Source organism: Kutzneria sp. NPDC052558 (assembly GCF_044547355.1).
GTDB lineage: Bacteria > Actinomycetota > Actinomycetes > Mycobacteriales > Pseudonocardiaceae > Kutzneria.
Genome location: NZ_JBIUAG010000006.1, coordinates 179191 through 200645, shown reverse-complemented (window position 1 = coordinate 200645; position 21455 = coordinate 179191). Strand labels below are relative to the sequence as shown.

Genomic DNA, 21455 nt, shown 5'->3' with positions numbered 1-21455 from the left:
ACCGGGACCAGGAGCGGCCGCTGTGGCTGGGGTCGATCAAGTCCAACATCGGCCACACCCAGGCCGCGGCCGGGGTCGCCGGCGTGATGAAGATCGTGCTGGCGTTGCAGAACGGCGTGCTGCCCAAGACTTTGCACGTGTCCGAGCCGACGTCCCATGTGGACTGGAGCGCCGGCACGGTCAAGCTGGCGACCGAGCAGGTGCCGTGGCCGGCCCGGGCCGACCGGCCCCGCCGGGCCGGTGTGTCCTCCTTCGGCGTCAGCGGCACCAACGCGCACGTGATCATCGAACAGGCGCCGGCGGTCGACGAGCCGGAGCGGGTTGAACCCCACGGTGTCATTCCCTGGCCGCTGTCCGGGCGGACCGAGCAGGCGCTCAGCGATCAGGCCCGGCGGCTGCGGGACGCGCTGGACGACGGTTTCTCGGTGGCGGACATCGGTTTCTCGCTGGCCACCACCCGTAGCGCGTTCGACGAGCGCGCGGTGCTGATCGGCCAGGACCGTGACGAGTTCCGCGAGGCCCTGGACGCGGTCATCGGCGCGACACCGTCGCCGCGGGTGCTGCGCGGCCGCGCGCTGGGCCGGGGCAAGGTCGCTTTTGTCTTCCCGGGCCAGGGTTCGCAGTGGGTCGGCATGGCCGTCGACCTGATCGAGGCCTACCCGGTGTTCGCCGCCCGCATGGACGAGTGCGCGCAGGCGCTGTCCGAGTTCGTCGACTGGTCGCTGCTGGACGTCCTCGGGGATGCCGAGGCGCTGGAGCGGGTCGACGTCGTGCAGCCGGTGCTGTTCGCGGTGATGGTGTCGCTGGCCGCACTGTGGCGGTCGTTCGGGGTCGAACCGTCGGCCGTGGTCGGCCACTCGCAGGGTGAGATCGCCGCCGCCTGTGTCGCCGGCGCACTGTCCCTTCAGGACGCCGCGCGGGTCGTTGCCCTGCGCTCGAAGGCGATTCTGGCTCTGTCCGGCAAGGGCGGCATGGTGTCCGTGCCGCTGCCGGTGGACCAGATCGAGCTGCCCGATGGCGTGTCGATCGCGGCGGTGAACGGGCCGTCCTCGGTCGTCGTCTCCGGCGATCCCGACGGCCTGGCCACCGTGCTGGCCACGATCGACCGGGCCAAGGCGATCCCGGTGGACTACTCCTCGCACTCGGCCCAGGTCGAGTCGCTGCGCGAGGAGCTGCTGGAGATCCTCGCCCCGATCCGGCCGCGCGCGGCCGAGGTGCCGTTCTACTCGGCGGTGACCGGCGAGGAGTTCGACACCACCGGCCTGAACGCCGAGTACTGGTACACCAACCTGCGCCAGACCGTCTGGTTCGCCAAGACGGCCCAGGCATTGGCCGCGAGCGGCCACCGCTACTTCATCGAGTCCAGCCCGCACCCGGTGCTGGCCTTCGGTCTCCGGGAGACCCTGGACGACGACTCGGTCGTCCTCGGCTCGCTGCGTCGTGACGACGGCGGCCGCCAGCGCTGGATTACCTCGCTGGGCGAGGCCCACGCCCTCGGCCTCAAGCTGGACTGGGACGCCGTGTTCGCGGGCGTCGACGCGCGCCGCACCGAGTTGCCGACCTACGCCTTCCAGCTTGAGCGTTTCTGGTTGGAGCTCAAGCAGTCCGCCCGCGCCGACGTCACGTCGGCCGGCCTGCGGGCCACCGACCACCCGCTGCTGGGCGCGGCCATGGCCGTGGCCGACGACGACCGTCTGGTCTTCACCGGCCGTATCTCCACCCGCACCCATCCCTGGCTGGCTGATCACGCCGTGCTCGGCACGGTTCTGTTGCCCGGCACGGCTTTTGTCGAGCTGGCCCTGCACGCCGGGGAGCAGGTGGGCTGCGCGCACCTGGCCGACCTCGCGCTGGAGACCCCGCTGACGCTGCCCGCGCACAGCAGCGTCCAGCTCCAGGTCTCGGTGACCGCGGCCGACGAGTCCGGCAACCGGGCCGTCACGATCAACTCCCGCGAGAGCGAGGACGTGCCGTGGACGCGGCACGCCACCGGCACCCTCACCGCGACCGCTCCGACCAGCACCTTTGACCTGTCGGTGTGGCCGCCGGCCGGCGCGACGCCGGTGGAGTTCGGCGACATCTACGGCCGGCTGGCCGAGACCGGATTCGGCTACGGCCCGGTGTTCCAGGGCCTGCGTGCCGCATGGCGCTCGGGCAACGACATCTACGCCGAGATCCGGCTGCCCGAGGAGCAGCAGGACCTGGCCGCCCGCTTCGGCGTGCATCCGGCGCTGCTCGACGCCTCCCTGCACTCGTACCTGATCGACGAGGTCGACGAGGTCGCGCTGCCCTTCGCCTGGACCGGCGTGACCCTGCATGCCGTCGGCGCCAACGCCCTTCGCGTGCACGTCACGCCGGACGGCCGCGTGCTGGGCGCCGACGAGACCGGCGCTCCGGTGGTGTCGGTCGAGCGCATCGTGTCGCGGCCGCTGCCCAAGGGCGGGCTGCGCCAGCGTGTCGACTCGCTGTACGAGGTGGAGTGGGTCCCGGCCGTCTCGGCCGACGACAATTCCGAGTACGTGGTCCGGGACGCGCCGGAGGACCTGTACGAAGCCCTTGCCCTGGCCCAGGAATGGCTCGCCGACGAGCAGTCCCGGCTGGTGCTGGTCACCAAGGGCGCGGTCGCGGTCGGCCCGGACGAGGACGTGCCGAACCTGATGGGGGCGGCCGTGCTCGGCCTGCTCCGTTCGGCCCAGAACGAGAACCCCGGCCGATTCACCCTGGTTGACATCGACGAGGAGCCGGTTTCCCGCGAGGCGGTCGACGCGGCGGCGAGGACCGGTGAGCCGCAGATCGCCATTCGTAGCGGCGAACTTCGCATGCCGCGCCTGGCCCGCGCCGACGCCGGTGACGAGTTCACCTGGAACACCGAGGGCACGGTCCTGATCACCGGCGGCACCGGCCTGATCGGCGCATTGGTGGCTAAGCATCTCGTCACCGAACACGGTGTGCGCAACCTGCTGCTGACCAGCCGTCGCGGGCCGGACGCCCCCGGTGTGTCCACTTTGGAGCAAGAGCTCACCGAACTCGGTGCTGCGGTAACGATTGCCGCCTGCGACGCCGCCGACCGGGAGGCGCTGGCGGCCTTGCTGGCCGAGCACCCGGTGACGGCCGTCGTGCACAGCGCCGGCGTGCTGGACGACGGCATCGTCACGGCGCTGACGCCGGAGCGGCTGGACACCGTGCTGCGGCCCAAGGTCGACGCCGCCCGCAACCTGCACGAGCTGACCGGCGACCTGGACGCCTTCATCCTGTTCTCCTCCGGCGCCGGCGTGTTCGGCGGCCCCGGCCAGGGCAACTACGCCGCCGCCAACTCCTACCTGGACGCGTTGGCCCAGCACCGCCGGGCCAACGGCCAGCCAGGTGTCTCGCTGGCCTGGGGCCTGTGGGAGCAGGCCAGCGGCATGACCGGGCATCTGGACACCGCCGAGAAATCCCGGATGCGGGTCAACCAACTGTCCAATGAGGACGGTATGCGGCTGTTCGACGCCGCGCTGGGCGCCGACCGGGCCCTGCTCGTCCCGGTGGCGCTGGACTTCCGGATCAAGGACGTGCCGCACCTGCTGCGCGGCCTGATCCGCACCACTACCCGTCGCACGGCCAAGGCCGCCACGGTTGAGGGCTCGGCCTTCGCGCGCAGCATCGCCGCCCTCGCCCCGGAGGAGCGCGGCAAGGCGCTGCTCGACCTGGTCCGTGAGCACGCGGCGTCGGTGCTCGGCCATGCCAGCCCCGAGGCCGTGCGGCCCGACAACGCCTTCCGTGAGCTCGGTTTCGACTCGCTGACCGCGGTGACCCTGCGCAACCAGCTCACCGCCGCCACCGGCCTGAAGCTGCCGGCCACGCTGGTCTTCGACCACCCGTCCCCGGCCGTGCTGGCCCGCCACCTGCTGACCATGCTGGAGGGGGAGCGGACGGTCGTCGAGGCGGCGCCGCTGGCCGCCGCCGACGACGACCCGATCGTGATCGTCGGCATGGCCTGCCGCTTCCCCGGCGGGGTCGGCTCGCCCGAGGACCTGTGGAATCTGGTGACCGGCGGCGTCGACGCCATCTCCGGCATGCCCACCGACCGCGGCTGGGACCTGGACGCCATCTACCACCCGGACCCCGACCACCCCGGCACCACCCACGTCCGCGGCGGCGGGTTCCTTTACGACGCCGGGGAGTTCGACGCCGGCTTCTTCGGTATCTCACCCCGCGAGGCGCTCACCGTCGACCCGCAGCAGCGGTTGCTGCTGGAGACGGCGTGGGAGACGTTCGAGCGGGCTGGCATCGACCCGAAAACGTTGCGCGGCAGCGACACCGGCGTGTTCGCCGGCCTCATGTACCACGAGTACGAGGGCAATCACAACACCGGGTCGATCGCCTCCGGCCGCGTCTCCTACACCTTCGGCCTGGAAGGGCCGGCGGTCACGGTCGACACCGCGTGCTCGTCTTCGTTGGTGGCCATGCACTTGGCGATGCAGGCCCTGCGGTCCGGTGAGTCTTCGCTGGCCCTGGCCGGCGGTGTGGCCGTGATGTCCACGCCGGAGTTGTTCGTCGAGTTCTCCACCCTGCGGGGCTTGTCGGCCGACAGCCGCTGCCGCTCGTTCGCCGACGCGGCCGACGGCACCGGGTTCTCCGAGGGCGTGGGCATGGTGCTGCTGGAGCGCCAGTCCGACGCCCGTCGCAACGGCCACCAGATCTTGGCTGTGGTCAAGGGTTCCGCGGTCAATCAGGATGGTGCTTCCAACGGTCTGACGGCCCCGAACGGCCCGTCGCAGCAGCGGGTGATTCGCCGGGCCTTGGCGGTCGCCGGCCTCACTCCGTCCGATGTGGACACTGTGGAGGCGCACGGCACCGGAACCACGCTCGGCGACCCGATCGAGGCGCAGGCGATTCTGGCCACCTATGGCCAGGACCGCGACGAGCCGCTGTGGTTGGGGTCGATCAAGTCCAACATTGGCCACACGCAGGCTGCGGCCGGTGTTGCCGGCGTCATCAAGATGGTCATGGCCATGCGGCACGGTGTGCTGCCGCAGACCTTGCACGTCGACACCCCCAGCACGCACGTGGACTGGACCGAGGGTGCGGTTGAGCTGCTGACCGAGCAGCGGGCGTGGCCGGAGACCGGCCGTCCGCGCCGGGCCGGCATTTCCTCGTTCGGCGTGAGCGGCACCAACGCGCACGTGATCATCGAGCAGGCCCCGGCGGTCAAGGAGACGCCGGCCAGCGAGCCGGTGCCCCAGCCGGTTCCGCTGGTGTTGTCGGCGAAGTCGGATGCCGCGCTGCGCCAGCAGGCCCGCAAGCTGGCCGCCTTCCCCGAGGACAACGTCGCCGACATCGCGTTCTCGCTGCTGAGCACGCGGGCGCAGTTCGACCACCGCGTCGTCGCGGTGGGGCAGGAGCACGACGCGCTGGCGTCGGTGCTGGACCGGTTCGCCGATGGGGACCTCGCCGCCACGGCGGTGCACGGTGTCGCCGATGTCGTGGGCAAGAAGGTGTTCGTCTTCCCCGGTCAGGGTTCGCAGTGGGTCGGCATGACCACCGAGCTGCTGGCCACCTCGCCGGTGTTCGCGGCCCGGATGGCCGAGTGCGAGGCGGCGCTGTCGTCCTATGTGGACTGGTCGCTGACCGAGGTGCTGTCCGACGCCGAGGCCCTGGAGCGGGTCGACGTCGTGCAGCCGGTGATGTTCGCGACGATGGTGTCGCTGGCCGCGCTATGGCGTTCGCACGGCGTGCAGCCGGACGCGGTGATCGGCCACTCGCAGGGCGAGATCGCCGCCGCCTGTGTGGCCGGCGCGTTGTCGCTGGACGACGCGGCGAAGATCGTTGCCTTGCGCAGCCAGGTGATCGCCGCCTCGCTGGCCGGCCTGGGCGGCATGATGTCGGTCGCGCTGCCGGTGGCCGAGGTCGAGCCGCTGCTGGTCGAGGGCGTCTCCATCGCCGCCACCAACGGCCCGCGTTCGGTCGTGGTGGCCGGCTCGCCGGAGGGGCTGCTCTCGATCCAGGCGACGGTCGAGGCCAACGACGGCCGGGCGCGGATGGTCCCGGTGGACTACGCCTCGCACACCGATCACGTCGAGGCGATCGAGTCGGAGCTGCTGACCGCGCTGGCCGGCGTCACGCCTGTCCAGGCGTCCACGGCGTTCTTCTCGACCGTGACCAACGACTGGATCACCGACACCACCGAGCTCGACGCCGCCTACTGGTACCGCAACCTGCGGCACCAGGTCCGGTTCGCCGAGTCGGTGCGGGTATTGGCCGAGCAGGGCTACGGCTTCTTCATCGAGACCAGCGCCCACGCGGTGCTGACCATGAGCGTTCAGGATGTGCTGGACGAGGCCGGTGTCGACGCGGTCGCGGTGGGCACGCTGCGCCGCAACGACGGCGGCCCGCAGCGGTGGCTGCTGTCCTTGGCCGAGGCCTACGTCCGCGGTGTGGACGTCGACTGGAAGCTGACCGGCCGGCCCGTCGATCTGCCGACTTATGCCTTCGACCGCAGGCACTACTGGATCAAGTCCGTTGTGGACGGTCCCGTGCGCTCGACGGTCGACGAGTGGCGGCACCGCGTCACCTGGCGTCCGGTGGCGGATGCCAAGCCCGCCAACGGAACCTGGCTGGTGGTCACGCCGTCGGCCGAGCGCGACTGGTCGATCGGCGACAACACGATCCACGTCGTCACCGACGGCGCGGACCGGACCACGCTGGCCGAGCAGCTGCGGGCCGCGCTGGCCGAGCCGGTGGCCGGTGTCGTGTCGCTGCTGGCCCTCGACCAGCCGGTCACCGCGACCCTGCACCTGACCCAGGCGCTGGGCGACATCGACGCCGACGCGCCGCTGTGGCTGGTGACCAAGGGCGCGGTCTCGGTCGGCGACAACGACCGGATCGGCAATCCCGAGCAAGCCCAGGTGTGGGGCATGGGCCGCGTGATCGCCCTCGAACACCCCGAGCGCTGGGGTGGCCTGGTCGACGTTCCCGCCGAGATCGACGACGTCGTGCTGCGCCGCCTGGCCGGTGTCCTCGGCGGTGCCGACGAAGACGAGCTGGCCGTCCGCCAGAACGGCGTCTTCGCGCGGCGGCTCACGCCGGCCGCCCCGCATGTCAAGGCCACCGAACCGTGGAAGCCGGAAGGCACGGTCCTGGTCACCGGCGGCACCGGCGCGCTCGGCGCGCACGTGGCCCGCTGGCTGGCCGAGGCCGGCGCGAGCCACCTGGTGCTGACCAGCCGTCGCGGCCGGAACGCCGATGGCATCGAGGAACTGGAAGCCGAGCTGACCGAGCTCGGGGCCGAGGTGACGGTCGCGGCCGTCGACGCCGCCGATCGCGACGCCATGGCCGAGCTGATCGCGCAGTACCCGCCGAACGCGGTGATCCACACCGCCGGTGTGTTGGACGACGGTGTCCTGGAGAGCCAGGACGCCTCCCGTCTGGACCGTGTATTCGCGCCCAAGGTCACTGCGGCGCGGAACCTGCACGAGCTGACCCGCGATCTCCCGCTGAGCGCGTTTGTCCTGTTCTCGTCCGCTGCCGGTGTGTTGGGTAGCGCGGGGCAGGCCAACTACGCCGCCGCCAACGCCTACCTGGACGCCCTGGCCGAGCAGCGCCGGGCCGACGGCCTGGTCGCGACCTCCGTGGCCTGGGGTGCTTGGGCGGACAGCGGCCTGGCCGCCGACGCCGGCGTGGTGGAGGAAAGGCTGCGGCAGACCGGGGTCTTCCCGATGCGGCCGGGCCAGGCGATCACCGCGCTACAGGGTGCGCTGGACGACGGCGATGCCACCCTCGTGGTCGTCGACATGGACTGGCAGCGCGCCGCCGGCCGGCCGTGGAGCCGTGAGCTGGTGGAGGTCGAGACCACCGCCGGCGCCGGCGACTCGCTGCGGGACCGCCTGTCGGCGCTGTCCCGGGACGAGGCCGACCGTGCGCTGATCACGTTGGTGCGTAAGCAGGTTGCCGAGGTCCTCGGGCACGACGGGATCGAGGACGTGCCGCTGGGCCGGCAGTTCCGCGAGCTCGGCTTCGACTCGCTGACCGCCGTCGAGCTGCGCAACCGCATCGGCGCGGCGACGGGTCTGAAGCTGCCGACCACGTTGGTCTTCGACCACCCGACCGTCCGCGAACTGGCGGCGTTGCTGGGCAACGACCTGCTCGGCACGAGCGCCGATGTTGTTGTCCCGACTCAGGTTCGGACGGTCGACCCGGACACCGACCCGGTGGTCGTGGTGGCCATGAGCTGCCGCTTCCCCGGCGGCATCGGCTCGCCCGAGGACCTGTGGCAGCTGCTGGTCGACGGCCGCGACGCGGTCGGCGACTTCCCGACCGACCGCGGTTGGGACCTCGACAACCTGCACCACCCGGACCCCGACCACCTCGGCACGACCTACGCCCGCGGCGGCGCCTTCCTGGCCGACGCCTCGCAGTTCGACGCCGGGTTCTTCGGGATCAGCCCGCGTGAGGCGCTGGCCATGGACCCGCAGCAGCGGTTGCTGCTGGAGGCCTCGTGGGAGGCGTTGGAGCGGGCCGGCATCGACCCGCACTCGCTCAAGGGTTCGCCGGCCGGCGTGTTCATCGGCACCAACGGCCAGGACTATCCGATGGTGCTGGCCGCCGCCGAGGACGACGTCGCCGGGCACGCCCTGACCGGCAACGCCAGCAGCGTCGTCTCCGGCCGCGTCTCCTACACCCTGGGTCTCGAAGGCCCGTCGGTGACGCTGGACACCGCGTGCTCGGCGTCGCTGGTCGCGATGCACTGGGCCGCCCAGGCTTTGCGCTCTGGCGAGTGCTCGCTGGCGTTGGCCGGCGGTGTGTCGGTGATGTCCACGCCGGGCGTGCTCATCGAGTTCAGCCGGCAGCGGGGCCTGTCGGTGGACGGCCGGATCCGGGCCTTCTCGGACGACGCCGAGGGCACCGCGTGGGGTGAAGGCGTCGGCATGATCGTGCTGGAGCGCCAGTCCGACGCCATCCGCAACGGCCACCCGATTCTGGCTGTGCTGCGCGGAAGCGCGATCAACCAGGACGGCGCCTCCAACGGTCTGACCGCCCCGAACGGTCCCTCGCAGCAGCGAGTCATCCGTCAGGCGTTGGCCCAGGCCGGGCTGTCGGTGTCCGATGTGGACGCGGTCGAGGCGCATGGCACCGGCACGACGCTGGGTGATCCGATCGAGGCCCAGGCGCTGTTGGCGACCTACGGCCAGGATCGCGAAGAGCCGCTGTGGCTGGGTTCGGTCAAGTCCAACATCGGCCACACGCAGGCGGCCGCCGGGGTCGCCGGTGTCATCAAGATGGTGTTGGCGATGCAGAACGGCGTGCTTCCCCAGACGCTGAACGTGTCGGAGCCGACGTCCCATGTGGACTGGACGGCCGGCAAGGTCTCGTTGCTGACCGAGGCGCGGGAGTGGCCGGTCGGTAGTGGCCCGCGCCGGGCCGGTGTGTCGTCGTTCGGTGTCAGTGGCACCAACGCGCACGTGATCCTGGAGCAGGCCCCGGCGGTGGAGACGCCTGCGGTCGAGCGTTCCGTTGTGGCTCCGTGGGTGCTGTCCGGCACCTCGCCGGAAGCCTTGCGGGACCAGGCCGAGCGTCTGGTGTCCCGTGTGGACACTGAAGACGCGGCCGATGTCGCCTTCTCGCTGGTGTCGTCGCGGTCGGCGTTCGAGCACCGTGCGGTGGTGTTCGGGGCCGATGCCCTGCGGGCGCTGGCCGCTGGCCAGGCGTCGCCGGGTGTGGTCACCGGCACCGCTGGCGATGGTCTGACGGCGTTCATGTTCTCCGGTCAGGGCTCGCAGCGGGTCGGCATGGGTCGCGAGCTGTACGCGGCCTTCCCGGTGTTCGCCGAGGCGCTGGACGCGGTTCTCGCCCATCTTGACGCCGACCTGCGTGAGGTGATGTTCGAGGGCACCGCCGACCTGGACCAGACTGGTTACACGCAGCCGGCGTTGTTCGCCATTGAGGTGGCGCTGTTCCGTCTGCTGGAGTCGTGGGGGGTCAAGCCGGACTTCCTGGTGGGGCACTCGATCGGTGAGTTGGCGGCGGCGCATGTCGCTGGCGTGCTGAGCCTTGCGGACGCGTGCAAGCTGGTGTCCGCACGGGGTCGCCTGATGCAGGCGCTGCCCGAGGGCGGCGCGATGATCGCGATCCAAGCCACCGAGGCCGAGGTTCTGCCTCACCTGTCGGACAAGGTCTCGATCGCCGCGATCAACGGGCCGACCTCCGTTGTGGTGTCGGGTGACGAGGAGGCCGCCCTCGCGGTGGCCGCGAGGTTCGAGAAGACCAAGCGGCTCAAGGTCTCCCACGCGTTCCACTCGCCGCTGATGGACCCGATGCTGGCGGAGTTCCGCCAGGTGGCGGAGACCATCGCCTACGGCCGGCCCACGATCGCGGTGGTGTCGAACCTGACCGGCGAGCTGGTCACCGAGTTCGACGCCGAGTACTGGGTCCGGCACGTCCGCGAGGCCGTGCGCTTCAACGATGGTGTGACGACCCTGCGCCGCGAAGGCGTGACGACGTTGCTGGAGGTCGGCCCGGACGGCGTGCTGTCCGGCATGGCCGACGGCATCGCCAGCCTGCGCCGCAACCGCGACGAGGTCGAGGCGATCACCACGGCCCTGGCCCAGCTGCACGTCAACGGGGTCAAGGTCGACTGGCTCAAGCTGATCTCCGGCCGCCGCATCGACCTGCCGACCTATGCCTTCCAGCACGAGCGCTACTGGCCGAAGCCCGGCGCCGCCGCGGCGAAGGCCGTTGTCGACAGCGTGGACAGCGCGTTCTGGGCCGCAGTCGAGAACAACAACCTGGAGGCGCTGGCCGACACCCTGGAGGTCGACGGTTCGGAGCTGGGCGACGTCCTGCCGCTGCTGTCCTCCTGGCGGCGCAAGCAGCGCGAACAGTCCACTGTGGACGCCTGGCGCTACCGGGTGCGGTGGAAGCCGATGTCGGTGCGGGGCACGGCCCTGACCGGCCGCTGGCTGGCGCTGGCCCCGACCGGCCAGGGACAGGACTACCTGGAGGCGTTGACCGGCGCGGAGATCGTCCGTGTCGACGTCGATCCCACGGCGATCGACCGCCAGGCCCTGGCCGAGCGGCTGTCCGGCGAGCAGGTCGACGGCGTCCTGTCGCTGCTGGCCCTGGACGAGAACCACGGTGTGACGGCGACATTGGTCGCCACCCAGGCGCTGCGGGACGCCGAGATCGAGGCCCCGCTGTGGATCCTGACCTCGGGCGCGGTGTCCGCCGGTCGCTCGGACCAGGTGACCAGCGCGTCCCAGTCGCAGGTGTGGGGCTTCGGCCGGGTCGTCGGCCTGGAGTTCCCGGCCCTGTGGGGCGGTCTGGTCGACGTGCCGGCGGTCCTGGACGAGCGGGCCGCGCAGCGGTTGGGCGCGGTGCTGGCCGGGATCGACGGCGAGGACCAGATCGCGGTCCGGTCCTCGGGGGTGTTCGTCCGCCGGGTCGAGCACGCGCCGGCCGTCAAGAGCTCCCGCGACTGGACGCCGAGCGGCACCGTGCTGATCACGGGCGGCACCGGCGGCCTGGGCAGCCTGGTCGCCCGCTGGGTGGCCGGCGCGGGCGCCGAGCACGTGGTGCTGACCAGCCGTCGCGGCATCGAGGCCGACGGCGCGCGGGAGTTGGAGGCCGCGCTGGTCGAACTCGGCGCTCGGGTGACCATCGCCGCATGTGACGCGGCGGACCGGGACTCGCTGGCCGAGTTGCTCGACCGGTTGGCGGCCGAGGGATCCCCGGTGCGGTCGGTGTTCCACGCCGCCGGTGTCTCCCGCCCCGACCTGATCGGCGACACCACGACTGATGAGTTCGGCATCAGCCTGTCGGCCAAGGCCGACGGCGCGCGGAACCTGGACGAACTGTTGCGCGGCAAGGAGTTGGACGCCTTCGTCCTGTTCTCCTCCATCGCGGCGGTCTGGGGCAGTGGCGGTCAGGCCGCCTACTCCGCGGCCAACGCCTACCTGGACGGCCTGGCCGAGATCCGGCGTGCTCGCGGTGAGACCGCGACGTCGGTGGCCTGGGGCGCCTGGGCCGAGGTCGGCATGGGCGCGGACTCTGAGGCCGAGCGGGCGCTGGCCCGGGCCGGGATCCGCAGCATGGCACCGGAGTTGGCGCTGTCGGCGCTACGGCAGGCCATGGACGCCGACGAGACGTTCCTCGCGGTGGCGGACATGGACTGGGCGGTGTTCGCGCCCGGGTTCTCCCTCGCCCGCCGGCGGCCGCTGATCGAGGACCTGCCCGAGGTTGTCACAGCCCTGGCTGCGGCTTCCCCGGCTACTACTGGTGAATCGGTGTCCGAGTTCGCCGGGCGACTGGCCGCGCTGCCGGCCGCCGACCGCGAACGTGCTGCGGTGGAAGAGATCTGCGCCCAGGCCGCGGTGACGCTCGGGCACTCCACCGCCGCCAAGATCGACCCCGACCGTGCGTTCCGCGAGCTCGGCTTCGACTCGCTGACCGCGGTGGAGCTGCGCAACCGGCTCACCGCCGCCACCGGGCTCACGCTGCCCTCGACCGTGGTGTTCGACTTCCCGTCGGCGCGGTCGTTGGCCGAGCACGTGCTGGGCGAGCTGTTCGGGGCCGAGGCCGACGCGGTGGACCGCCGCGCGGTCGCGGTGGACGAGCCGATGGCCATCGTGGGCATGGCCTGCCGCTTCCCAGGCGGGGTCACCTCGCCCGAGCAGCTATGGGAGCTCGTGCTGGACGGCCGCGATGCGACTTCCAACTACCCGCTCGACCGGTCGTGGGACTTCTCCGCGCTGACCGGCGCGTTCGAGCACCGGGCCGGCTTCATCGACGACGCCGACAAGTTCGACGCCGGGTTCTTCGGCATCGGCCCGCGTGAGGCGCTGGCCATGGACCCGCAGCAGCGCCTGCTGCTGGAGTCCTCGTGGGAGGCGCTGGAGCGGGCGGGTCTGGACCCGTCGGCCTTGCGCGGCACCGCGACCGGTGTCTTCGTCGGCAGTTCGCCCGACGGCTACGGCACCGGGTCGCTGGCCGACCCGGACGAGGTCCGGGGCTACCTGCTGACCGGCAACGCGCATTCCGTGGTGTCGGGCCGCATTTCCTACTCGCTGGGCCTGGAGGGGCCGGCGATGACGATCGACACCGCCTGCTCTTCCTCGCTGGTGGCCATGCACCTCGCGGCGCAGTCGCTGCGGGCCGGCGAGTGCGACCTGGCGCTAGCCGGTGGTGTCGCGGTCATCGCGCAGTCGGTGGTGTTCGAGGAGTTCTCCCGCCAGGGCGGGCTTGCCGCCGACGGTCGGGTCAAGGCGTTCTCCGATGACGCCGACGGCACCGGTTGGGGCGAGGGTGTCGGCATGGTGGTGTTGGAGCGTCTGTCCGACGCTCAGCGCAACGGGCACCAGATCTTGGCCGTGGTCCGGGGTTCCGCGGTCAACCAGGACGGGGCTTCCAACGGTCTCACGGCCCCGAACGGTCCGTCGCAGCGCCGGGTCATCCGCCAGGCGCTGGCCCAGGCCGACCTTGCTCCGTCCGATGTGGACGTTGTCGAGGCGCACGGCACCGGCACGACGTTGGGCGACCCGATCGAGGCCCAGGCCCTGCTGGCCACCTACGGCCAGGACCGCGACGAGCCGCTGTGGCTGGGGTCGATCAAGTCCAACATCGGCCACACCCAGGCGGCCTCCGGTGTCGCCAGCGTGATCAAGATGGTGATGGCCCTCCGGCACGCCACGCTGCCGCAAACCTTGAACGTCGGCACGCCCAGCACGCACGTGGACTGGACGGCCGGCAAGGTCGAGCTGCTGACCGAGTCGAGGCAGTGGACCGACTCCGGACGCCCGCGCCGGGCCGGCGTCTCCTCGTTCGGCCTGAGCGGCACCAACGCGCACGTGATCATCGAGCAGGCGCCGGCGGCCGAGGAACTGCCGGCCAGCCCGCCGGCGACCGACCCGGCGCCGTGGGTGCTGTCGGCGAAGTCCGAGGCCGCGCTGCGGGCGCAGGCCCGCCGGCTGGCCGACCTGCCGGGGCACAACGTCACCGACGTCGCCTTCTCGCTCGACCGCACGCGGGCGTCGTTCGAGCACCGGGCCGTCGCGATCGGGCAGCAGCCCGACGCGCTGGCCGCCGCGCTGGAGCGGTTCGCCGAGGGCGACCTGCCGGCGACGATGGCGCAGGGCGTGGCCGACGTCGCCGGCAAGAAGGTGTTCGTCTTCCCGGGCCAGGGGTCGCAGTGGGTGGACATGGCCACCGAGCTGCTGGCCGCCTCGCCGGTGTTCGAGCGGCGGATGGTGGAGTGCGAGGCGGCGCTGTCGTCCTATGTGGACTGGTCGCTGCTCGACGTGCTGAACGACGCCGAAGCGTTGGAGCGGGTGGACATCGTTCAGCCGGTGCTGTTCGCGACGATGGTGTCGCTGGCCGAGCTGTGGCGTTCGCACGGCGTCGAGCCCGACGCCGTGGTGGGTCACTCGCAGGGTGAGATCGCGGCCGCCTGTGTCGCCGGCGCGCTGTCGCTGGACGACGCGGCGAAGGTGGTTGCCCTGCGCAGCAAGGCGATCGCCGCCTCATTGGCCGGTCTCGGCGGCATGATGTCGGTTGCCCTGCCGGTGGCCGAGGTCGAGCCGCTGCTGGTCGACGGCGTCTTCGTGGCCGCGGTCAACGGGCCGCGGTCGGTGGTGGTCGCCGGTTCGCCCGAGGGGCTGCTGACGGTTCAGGCCGCGGTGGAGGCTCGGGGCGACCGGGCGCGGATGGTCCCGGTGGACTACGCCTCGCACACCGACCACGTCGAGGCCATCGAGTCGGACCTGGCCGTGGCACTGGCCGGCATCGCGCCGGTCCAGGCGTCGACGGCGTTCTTCTCCACGGTGACCGGGGACTGGATCACCGACACCACCGCGCTCGACGCCGCGTACTGGTACCGCAACCTGCGGCACCAGGTCCGCTTCGCCGAGTCGATCGCGTCGCTGGCCGAGCAGGGTTACGGCTTCTTCATCGAGACCAGCGCCCATCCGGTGCTGACCATGAGCGTCCAGGACATCCTGGACGAGGCCGGCGCCGAGGCGGTCGCGGTGGGCACGTTGCGCCGCAACGACGGCGGCCTCCAGCGGTGGCTGCTGTCGCTGGCCGAGGCCCACGTCCGCGGTCTGGACGTGCGGTGGAACCTGACCGGGCGGAGCGTGGATCTGCCGACCTACGCCTTCGACCACAAGCGGTACTGGCTTGAGACCATTGTGGACAGTTCCACGAGGTCGGTGGTCGACGACTGGCGGCACCGCGTCACCTGGAAGCCGGTGGACGACGCCTCGCCGGCCGGCGGCGCCTGGGTCGTGGTCTCGGCGTCCGACAACGACTGGACCTTCGGTGACACCACGATCCGGGTCGTCACCGACGGTTCCGACCGGGCGGCGCTGGCCGAGCAGCTGCGGGCGGCGATCACCGAGCCGGTGGCCGGCATCGTGTCGCTGCTGGCCTTCGACCGGCCGATCACGGCCACGCTGCACCTCGTGCAGGCCCTCGGCGACATCGAGGCCGACGCGAAGCTGTGGCTGGTCACCAAGGGCGCGGTCGCGGTCGACGAGAACGACCGCATCGCCAACCCCGAGCAGGCCCAGGTCTGGGGCATGGGCCGAGTGATCGCCCTCGAACAGCCCGAGCTCTGGGGCGGCGTGGTCGACCTGCCGGTCGACGCCGACGACATCGCGCTGCGCCGCCTGTCCTGGGTGGTCAACGGCCGGGACGGCGAGGACGAGCTGGCCATCCGCGAGCGCGGCGTCCGCGTTCGCCGGTTCGCCAAGGCGGCCCCGCACATCGCGGCCGCCGACCCGTGGACGCCGGAAGGCACGGTCCTGGTCACCGGCGGCACCGGCGCCCTGGGCGGGCATGTCGCCCGCTGGTTGGCCGAGGCCGGCGCGAGCCACCTAGTGCTGACCAGCCGTCGCGGCCGGGACGCCGAAGGCGCTGCGGAGCTCGAAGCCGAGCTGCGTGAGCTGGGCGCCGAGGTCACGATCGCGGGGGTGGACGCCGCCGATCGCGGTGCCATGGCGGACCTGATCGCGCAGTACCCGCCGACCGCCGTGATCCACACGGCCGGCGTGCTGGACGACGGCGTGCTGGAGAGCCAGGACGCGTCGAAGCTGGCGCGGGTGTTCGCTCCGAAGGTCACGGCGGCGCAGAACCTGCACGAGCTGACCCGCGATCTGCCGTTGAGCGCGTTCGTGCTGTTCTCGGCCGGCGCCGGCGTGCTGGGTAGTGCCGGCCAGTCGAACTACGCGGCGGCCAATGCCTACCTGGACGCCCTGGCCGAGCAGCGCCGGGCCGACGGCCTGGTGGCGACCTCGATCGCTTGGGGCGCCTGGGCCGACAGCGGCCTGGCGGCCGACGCCGGCGTGGTGGAGGAGAGGCTGCGGCAGACCGGGGTCTTCCCGATGCGGCCCGACCTCGCCATCAGCGCCCTCCAGGGTGCGCTGGACGACGGCGACGCCACGCTCGTGGTCATCGACATGGACTGGCAGCGCACCGCCGGCCGGCCATGGAGCCGTGACCTCGTGGTCACGGAAACCGCGGCCGAGCAAGGTGATTCGCTCAAGGACCGGCTGGCGGCGCTGCCGCGGGACGAGGCCGACCGCACGCTGGTCACGTTGGTGCGCAAGCACGTCTCCGATGTGCTCGGGCACGACGGCATCGACGCCGTGCCGACCGCGAAGCCGTTCCGCGAGCTCGGGTTCGACTCGCTGGCCGCGGTCGAACTCCGCAACCGCATCGGCGCGGCGACGGGTCTGAAACTGCCGACCACGCTGGTCTTCGACCATCCGACCGTCCGAGAACTGGCCACCCGGCTCGGCACGGACCTGCTCGGCGTCAGCGCCGAAGTCGTTGTGTCGGAACAGATCAGGACGGTCGACGTCGACAACGACCCGGTGGTCATCGTGGGCATGAGCTGCCGGTTCCCCGGCGGTGTGGCCACGCCCGAGGACCTGTGGCAGATGCTGGTCGACGGCCGCGACGCGGTCGGCGACTTCCCGACCGACCGTGGCTGGGACCTGGACTCGCTGTTCCACTCCGACCCCGACAACGTCGGCACCACGACCGCGCGCGGCGGGGCCTTCCTGCACGGCGCCTCGGGCTTCGACGCCGGCTTCTTCGGGGTGTCGCCGCGTGAGGCGGTGGCGATGGACCCGCAGCAGCGGTTGCTGCTGGAGTCCTCGTGGGAGGCGTTGGAGCGGGCCGGCATCGACCCGAGGTCGTTGCGGGGCAGCGACACCGGTGTGTTCGCCGGCACCAACGGCCAGGACTACCTGATGGTCCTGACCGAGGCGGAGGACGACATCGCCGGGCACGTCGTCACCGGCAACGCCGGCAGCGTCGTCTCCGGCCGCGTCTCCTACACCTTGGGCCTGGAGGGCCCATCGGCCACAGTGGACACCGCGTGCTCGGCGTCGCTGGTGGCGATGCACTGGGCCGCGCAGTCGCTGCGGTCCGGCGAGTGCTCGCTGGCCCTGGCCGGCGGCGTCACGGTGATGTCCACGCCGGGCCTGTTCGTCTCCTTCTCGCGGCAGCGCGGTCTGGCGGCCGACGGCCGGATCCGGGCCTTCTCCGACGACGCCGAGGGCACGGGCTGGTCCGAGGGTGTCGGCATGGTGGTGCTGGAGCGCCAGTCCGACGCCATCCGCAACGGCCACCCGATTCTGGCCGTGCTCAAGGGATCCGCGATCAACCAGGACGGCGCGTCCAACGGCCTGACCGCCCCGAACGGTCCCTCGCAGCAGCGGGTGATCCGCCGGGCCCTGGCCAATGCTGGCCTCACTCCGTCCGAAGTGGACGCGGTCGAGGCGCATGGCACCGGCACCACCCTGGGCGACCCGATCGAGGCCCAGGCGCTGCTGGCCACCTACGGTCAGGACCGGGACGAGCCGCTGTGGCTGGGCTCGGTGAAGTCCAACATCTCGCACACCCAGGCCGCCGCCGGTGTCGCCGGCGTCATCAAGATGGTGCTGGCGATGCAGCACGGCGTGCTGCCGCAGACCATCAACGTGTCGGAGCCGACGTCCCATGTGGACTGGACCGCCGGCAAGGTCTCGTTGCTGACCGAAGCGCGGGAGTGGCCGCGGACGGATCACCCGCGCCGGGCCGGTGTCTCGTCGTTCGGGGTCAGCGGCACCAACGCGCACGTGATCCTGGAGCAGGCCCCGACGCCCGACCAGGGTGAGATCGAGCGGTCGGCCGTGGCCCCGTGGGTGTTGTCGGCCGCGTCCGAGAGCGCGCTGCGCGACCAGGCGGCCCGACTGGCGTCCATTGTGGACGACCACGACCCGGCCGACGTGGCCTACTCGCTGGTGGCCTCCCGGACGTCCTTCGAGCACCGCGCGGTGGTGTCCGGGGCGGATGCCCTGCGGGCGCTGGCCGCCGGCCAGGTCGCGCCGGGTGTTGTCACCGGCACGGCGGCCGAAGGTCTGACCGCGTTCATGTTCTCGGGTCAGGGTTCGCAGCGGGTCGGCATGGGCACGCAGCTGTACGCGGCCTTCCCGGTGTTCGCCCAGGCGCTCGACGCGGTGTTGGCCCACCTGGACACCGATCTGCGTGGGGCGATCTTCGAGGGCTCGGCCGATCTCGACCAGACCGGGTACACCCAGCCGGCACTGTTCGCCGTCGAGGTGGCGCTGTTCCGTCTGCTGGAGTCCTGGGGCGTCAAGCCGGACTACCTGGTGGGGCACTCGATCGGTGAGCTGGCGGCGGCGCATGTCGCCGGCGTGCTCAGCCTTGAGGATGCCTGCACGTTGGTGTCCGCGCGGGGTCGTCTGATGCAGGCGCTGCCGGAAGGCGGGGCCATGGTGGCGATCCAGGCGACCGAGGAGGAGGTGCTGCCGCACCTGACCGACAAGGTCTCGGTCGCCGCGGTCAACGGCCCCGACTCGGTGGTCGTCTCCGGTGACGAGCAGGCCGTCCTCGCGGTGGCCGCGAAGTTCGAGAAGACCAAGCGGCTCAAGGTTTCCCACGCGTTCCACTCGCCGCTGATGGACCCGATGCTCGACGAGTTCCGCGCCATCGCCGAGGGCCTGACCTACGCCGAGCCCCGGATTCCGGTGGTGACGACGTCGGCCGGCGGCGGGCAGTGGACCGAGCCGGAGTACTGGGTGCGGCACGTCCGCGAGGCCGTGCGCTTCCACGACGGCGTGACCACGCTGGCAAACGAAGGCGTGACGACCTTCCTGGAGATCGGCCCGGACGGCGTGCTGTCCGGCATGGCCGACGGCATCGCCAGCCTGCGCCGCAACCGCGACGAGGTCGAGGCGATCACCAACGCCCTGGCCCAGCTGCACGTCCGCGGCGTCGAGATCGACTGGCTGAAGCTGATCTCCGGCCGGCGGATCGACCTGCCGACCTACGCCTTCCAGCACGTCTCCTACTGGCCGAAGCTGCGGGCCAAGAAGACGACGGTCGACACGGTCGACGGCGCGTTCTGGGAGGCCGTCGAGAGCAACAACCTGGAGGAGCTGGCCGGCGCGCTGGAGCTGGACAGCGCCGAGCTGGACGGCGTGCTGCCGGCCCTGTCGACCTGGCGGCGCAAGCAGCGCGAGCAGTCGGTGGCCGACGAGTGGCGCTACCAGATCACCTGGCGTCAGGCCAAGGACACGGCGCCGCCGGTCCTGGCCGGCGACTGGCTGGTGGTGGCCCCGAAGGGCGAGTTCCGGCTGGTTGAGGAGAGTGTCGCCGCGCTGACCGGGGCCGGCGCGCAGGTCGAGATCGTGCGGGTCGACGTGGCCCACGCCGATCGGGCCGGCCTGACGGCCGAGCTGGTGGGCCGCGAGCCGGCCGGCGTGCTGTCCCTGCTGGCGCTGGACGAGGCGGAACTGCCGTCGCACCCGGTGCTGACCCAGGGCGTCGCCGGCACCTTGCTCCTGGTTCAGGCGCTGGCCGACGCCGGGATCACCGCGCCGCTGTGGCTGGGCACCTCCGGCGCGGTGGCCACCGGCGGCTCGGACCGGGTCGTCAGCCCGGCCCAGGCCCAGGTGTGGGGGATGGGCCGCGTGGTCGGCCTGGAGTTCCCCGACCGCTGGGGCGGCCTGCTCGACCTGCCGGCGACCCTGGACGACCAGGCCGCCCGGCTCGTGGCCGGTGTACTGGGCAGTACAGATGGCGAAGACCAGGTCGCGGTGCGGGAGAACGGCGTGTTCCTGCGCCGGCTCGTGCACGACCCGGTGGGCGGCCGGCAACCGGTCCGGGCCTGGAACCCGGCCGGCACCACGCTGATCACCGGCGGCACCGGGGCCATCGGCGGGCACGTCGCCCGCTGGCTGGCCGGCAACGGGGCCGAGCACCTGGTGCTGCTCGGACGGCGCGGGGCCGACACCCCGGGCGTGGCCGAGTTGGAGACGGAGCTGACCGCGCTGGGCGCACGGGTCACCGTGGCCGCCTGCGACGTGGCCGACCGGGACTCGCTGTCCCGGCTGCTCAAGGAGCTGGAGGCGGCCGGCGACCAGGTCCGCGGCGTCGTGCACGCCGCGGGCGTGGAACGGCCGGGGCCGCTGGCCGAGACCGACGCCCAGGAGTTCGCCGAGGTCATCGCGGCCAAGGTGGCCGGGGCGATCAACCTCGACGAGCTGCTCGACGACTCGGTGCTGGACACCTTCGTCCTGATGTCGTCCAACGCGGCGGTGTGGGGCAGCGGCGGCCAGGCGGCCTACGCGGCCGGCAACGCGTTCGTCGACGCGCTGGCCGAGCAGCGCCGGTCGCGCGGGGCCACGGCGACCTCGGTCGCCTGGGGCGCCTGGGCCGGCGGCGGCATGGCCGCCACCGAGGGGGCCGGCGAGCATCTGCGCCGGCGGGGCGTGCGGACCATGCGTCCCGAGTACGCGGTGGCCAGCCTGCGGCAGGCAGTGGAGCTGGACGAGACGTTCGTGACCGTGACGGACATGGACTGGGCCCAGTTCGCCAAGGGCTTCACGGCGGCCCGGCGGCGTCCGCTGCTGGACGAGCTGCCCGAGGTCGTGGTCGACGCCGCCCCCGAGGCGGACGCCTCGGCCGCCGGCCTGGCCGACCAGCTGGCCGGCCTGCCCGGCCCGGAGCGGGAGCGGGTCGTCGTGGACCTGGTGCGGACCCACGTGGCCGCGGTGCTCGGCCACGCCGGCGTCGAGGCGGTCGACCCGGCCCGTCCGTTCAAGGACCTCGGGTTCGACTCGCTGACCTCGGTCGAGCTGCGCAACCAGCTCGCCGCGGCCACCGGCGAGCGGCTGCCGGCCTCGGTGGTGTTCGACCACCCGACGACCGTGGAGCTGGCCGGCTTCCTGCTGGGCCGGCTGGGAGTCGAGCAGGTCTCGGTGCTGGACGAGCTCGACCGCGTCCACCAGGCCATTTCAGCAGTTTCCCTAGACGACGCCGAACATCACATGATTGTCGCCCGGCTGCGAACGATGCTGGCCAAGCTCGACGGGGGCCAGGAGAAGACGGAGGGCGCCACCGTCGCGGAGCGGCTCGACGCCGCCACCGACGACGAGATCTTCGAGTTCATCAACCAGGAATTCGGGAGGTCGTAG

The 21455-nt window shown here is 72.0% G+C and carries 1 protein-coding gene (running past one end of the window); it reads left to right on the top strand.

The window, feature by feature from the left end; translation table 11 throughout:
• On the top strand, positions 1-21455 hold the 3' portion of the coding sequence (locus ACIG5F_RS13320) for a type I polyketide synthase (protein WP_396517897.1). 1090 nt of this gene lie to the left of the window's left edge; 21455 of the gene's 22545 nt are visible here — the last part of the coding sequence; its start codon lies off the left edge, out of view; its stop codon occupies positions 21453-21455.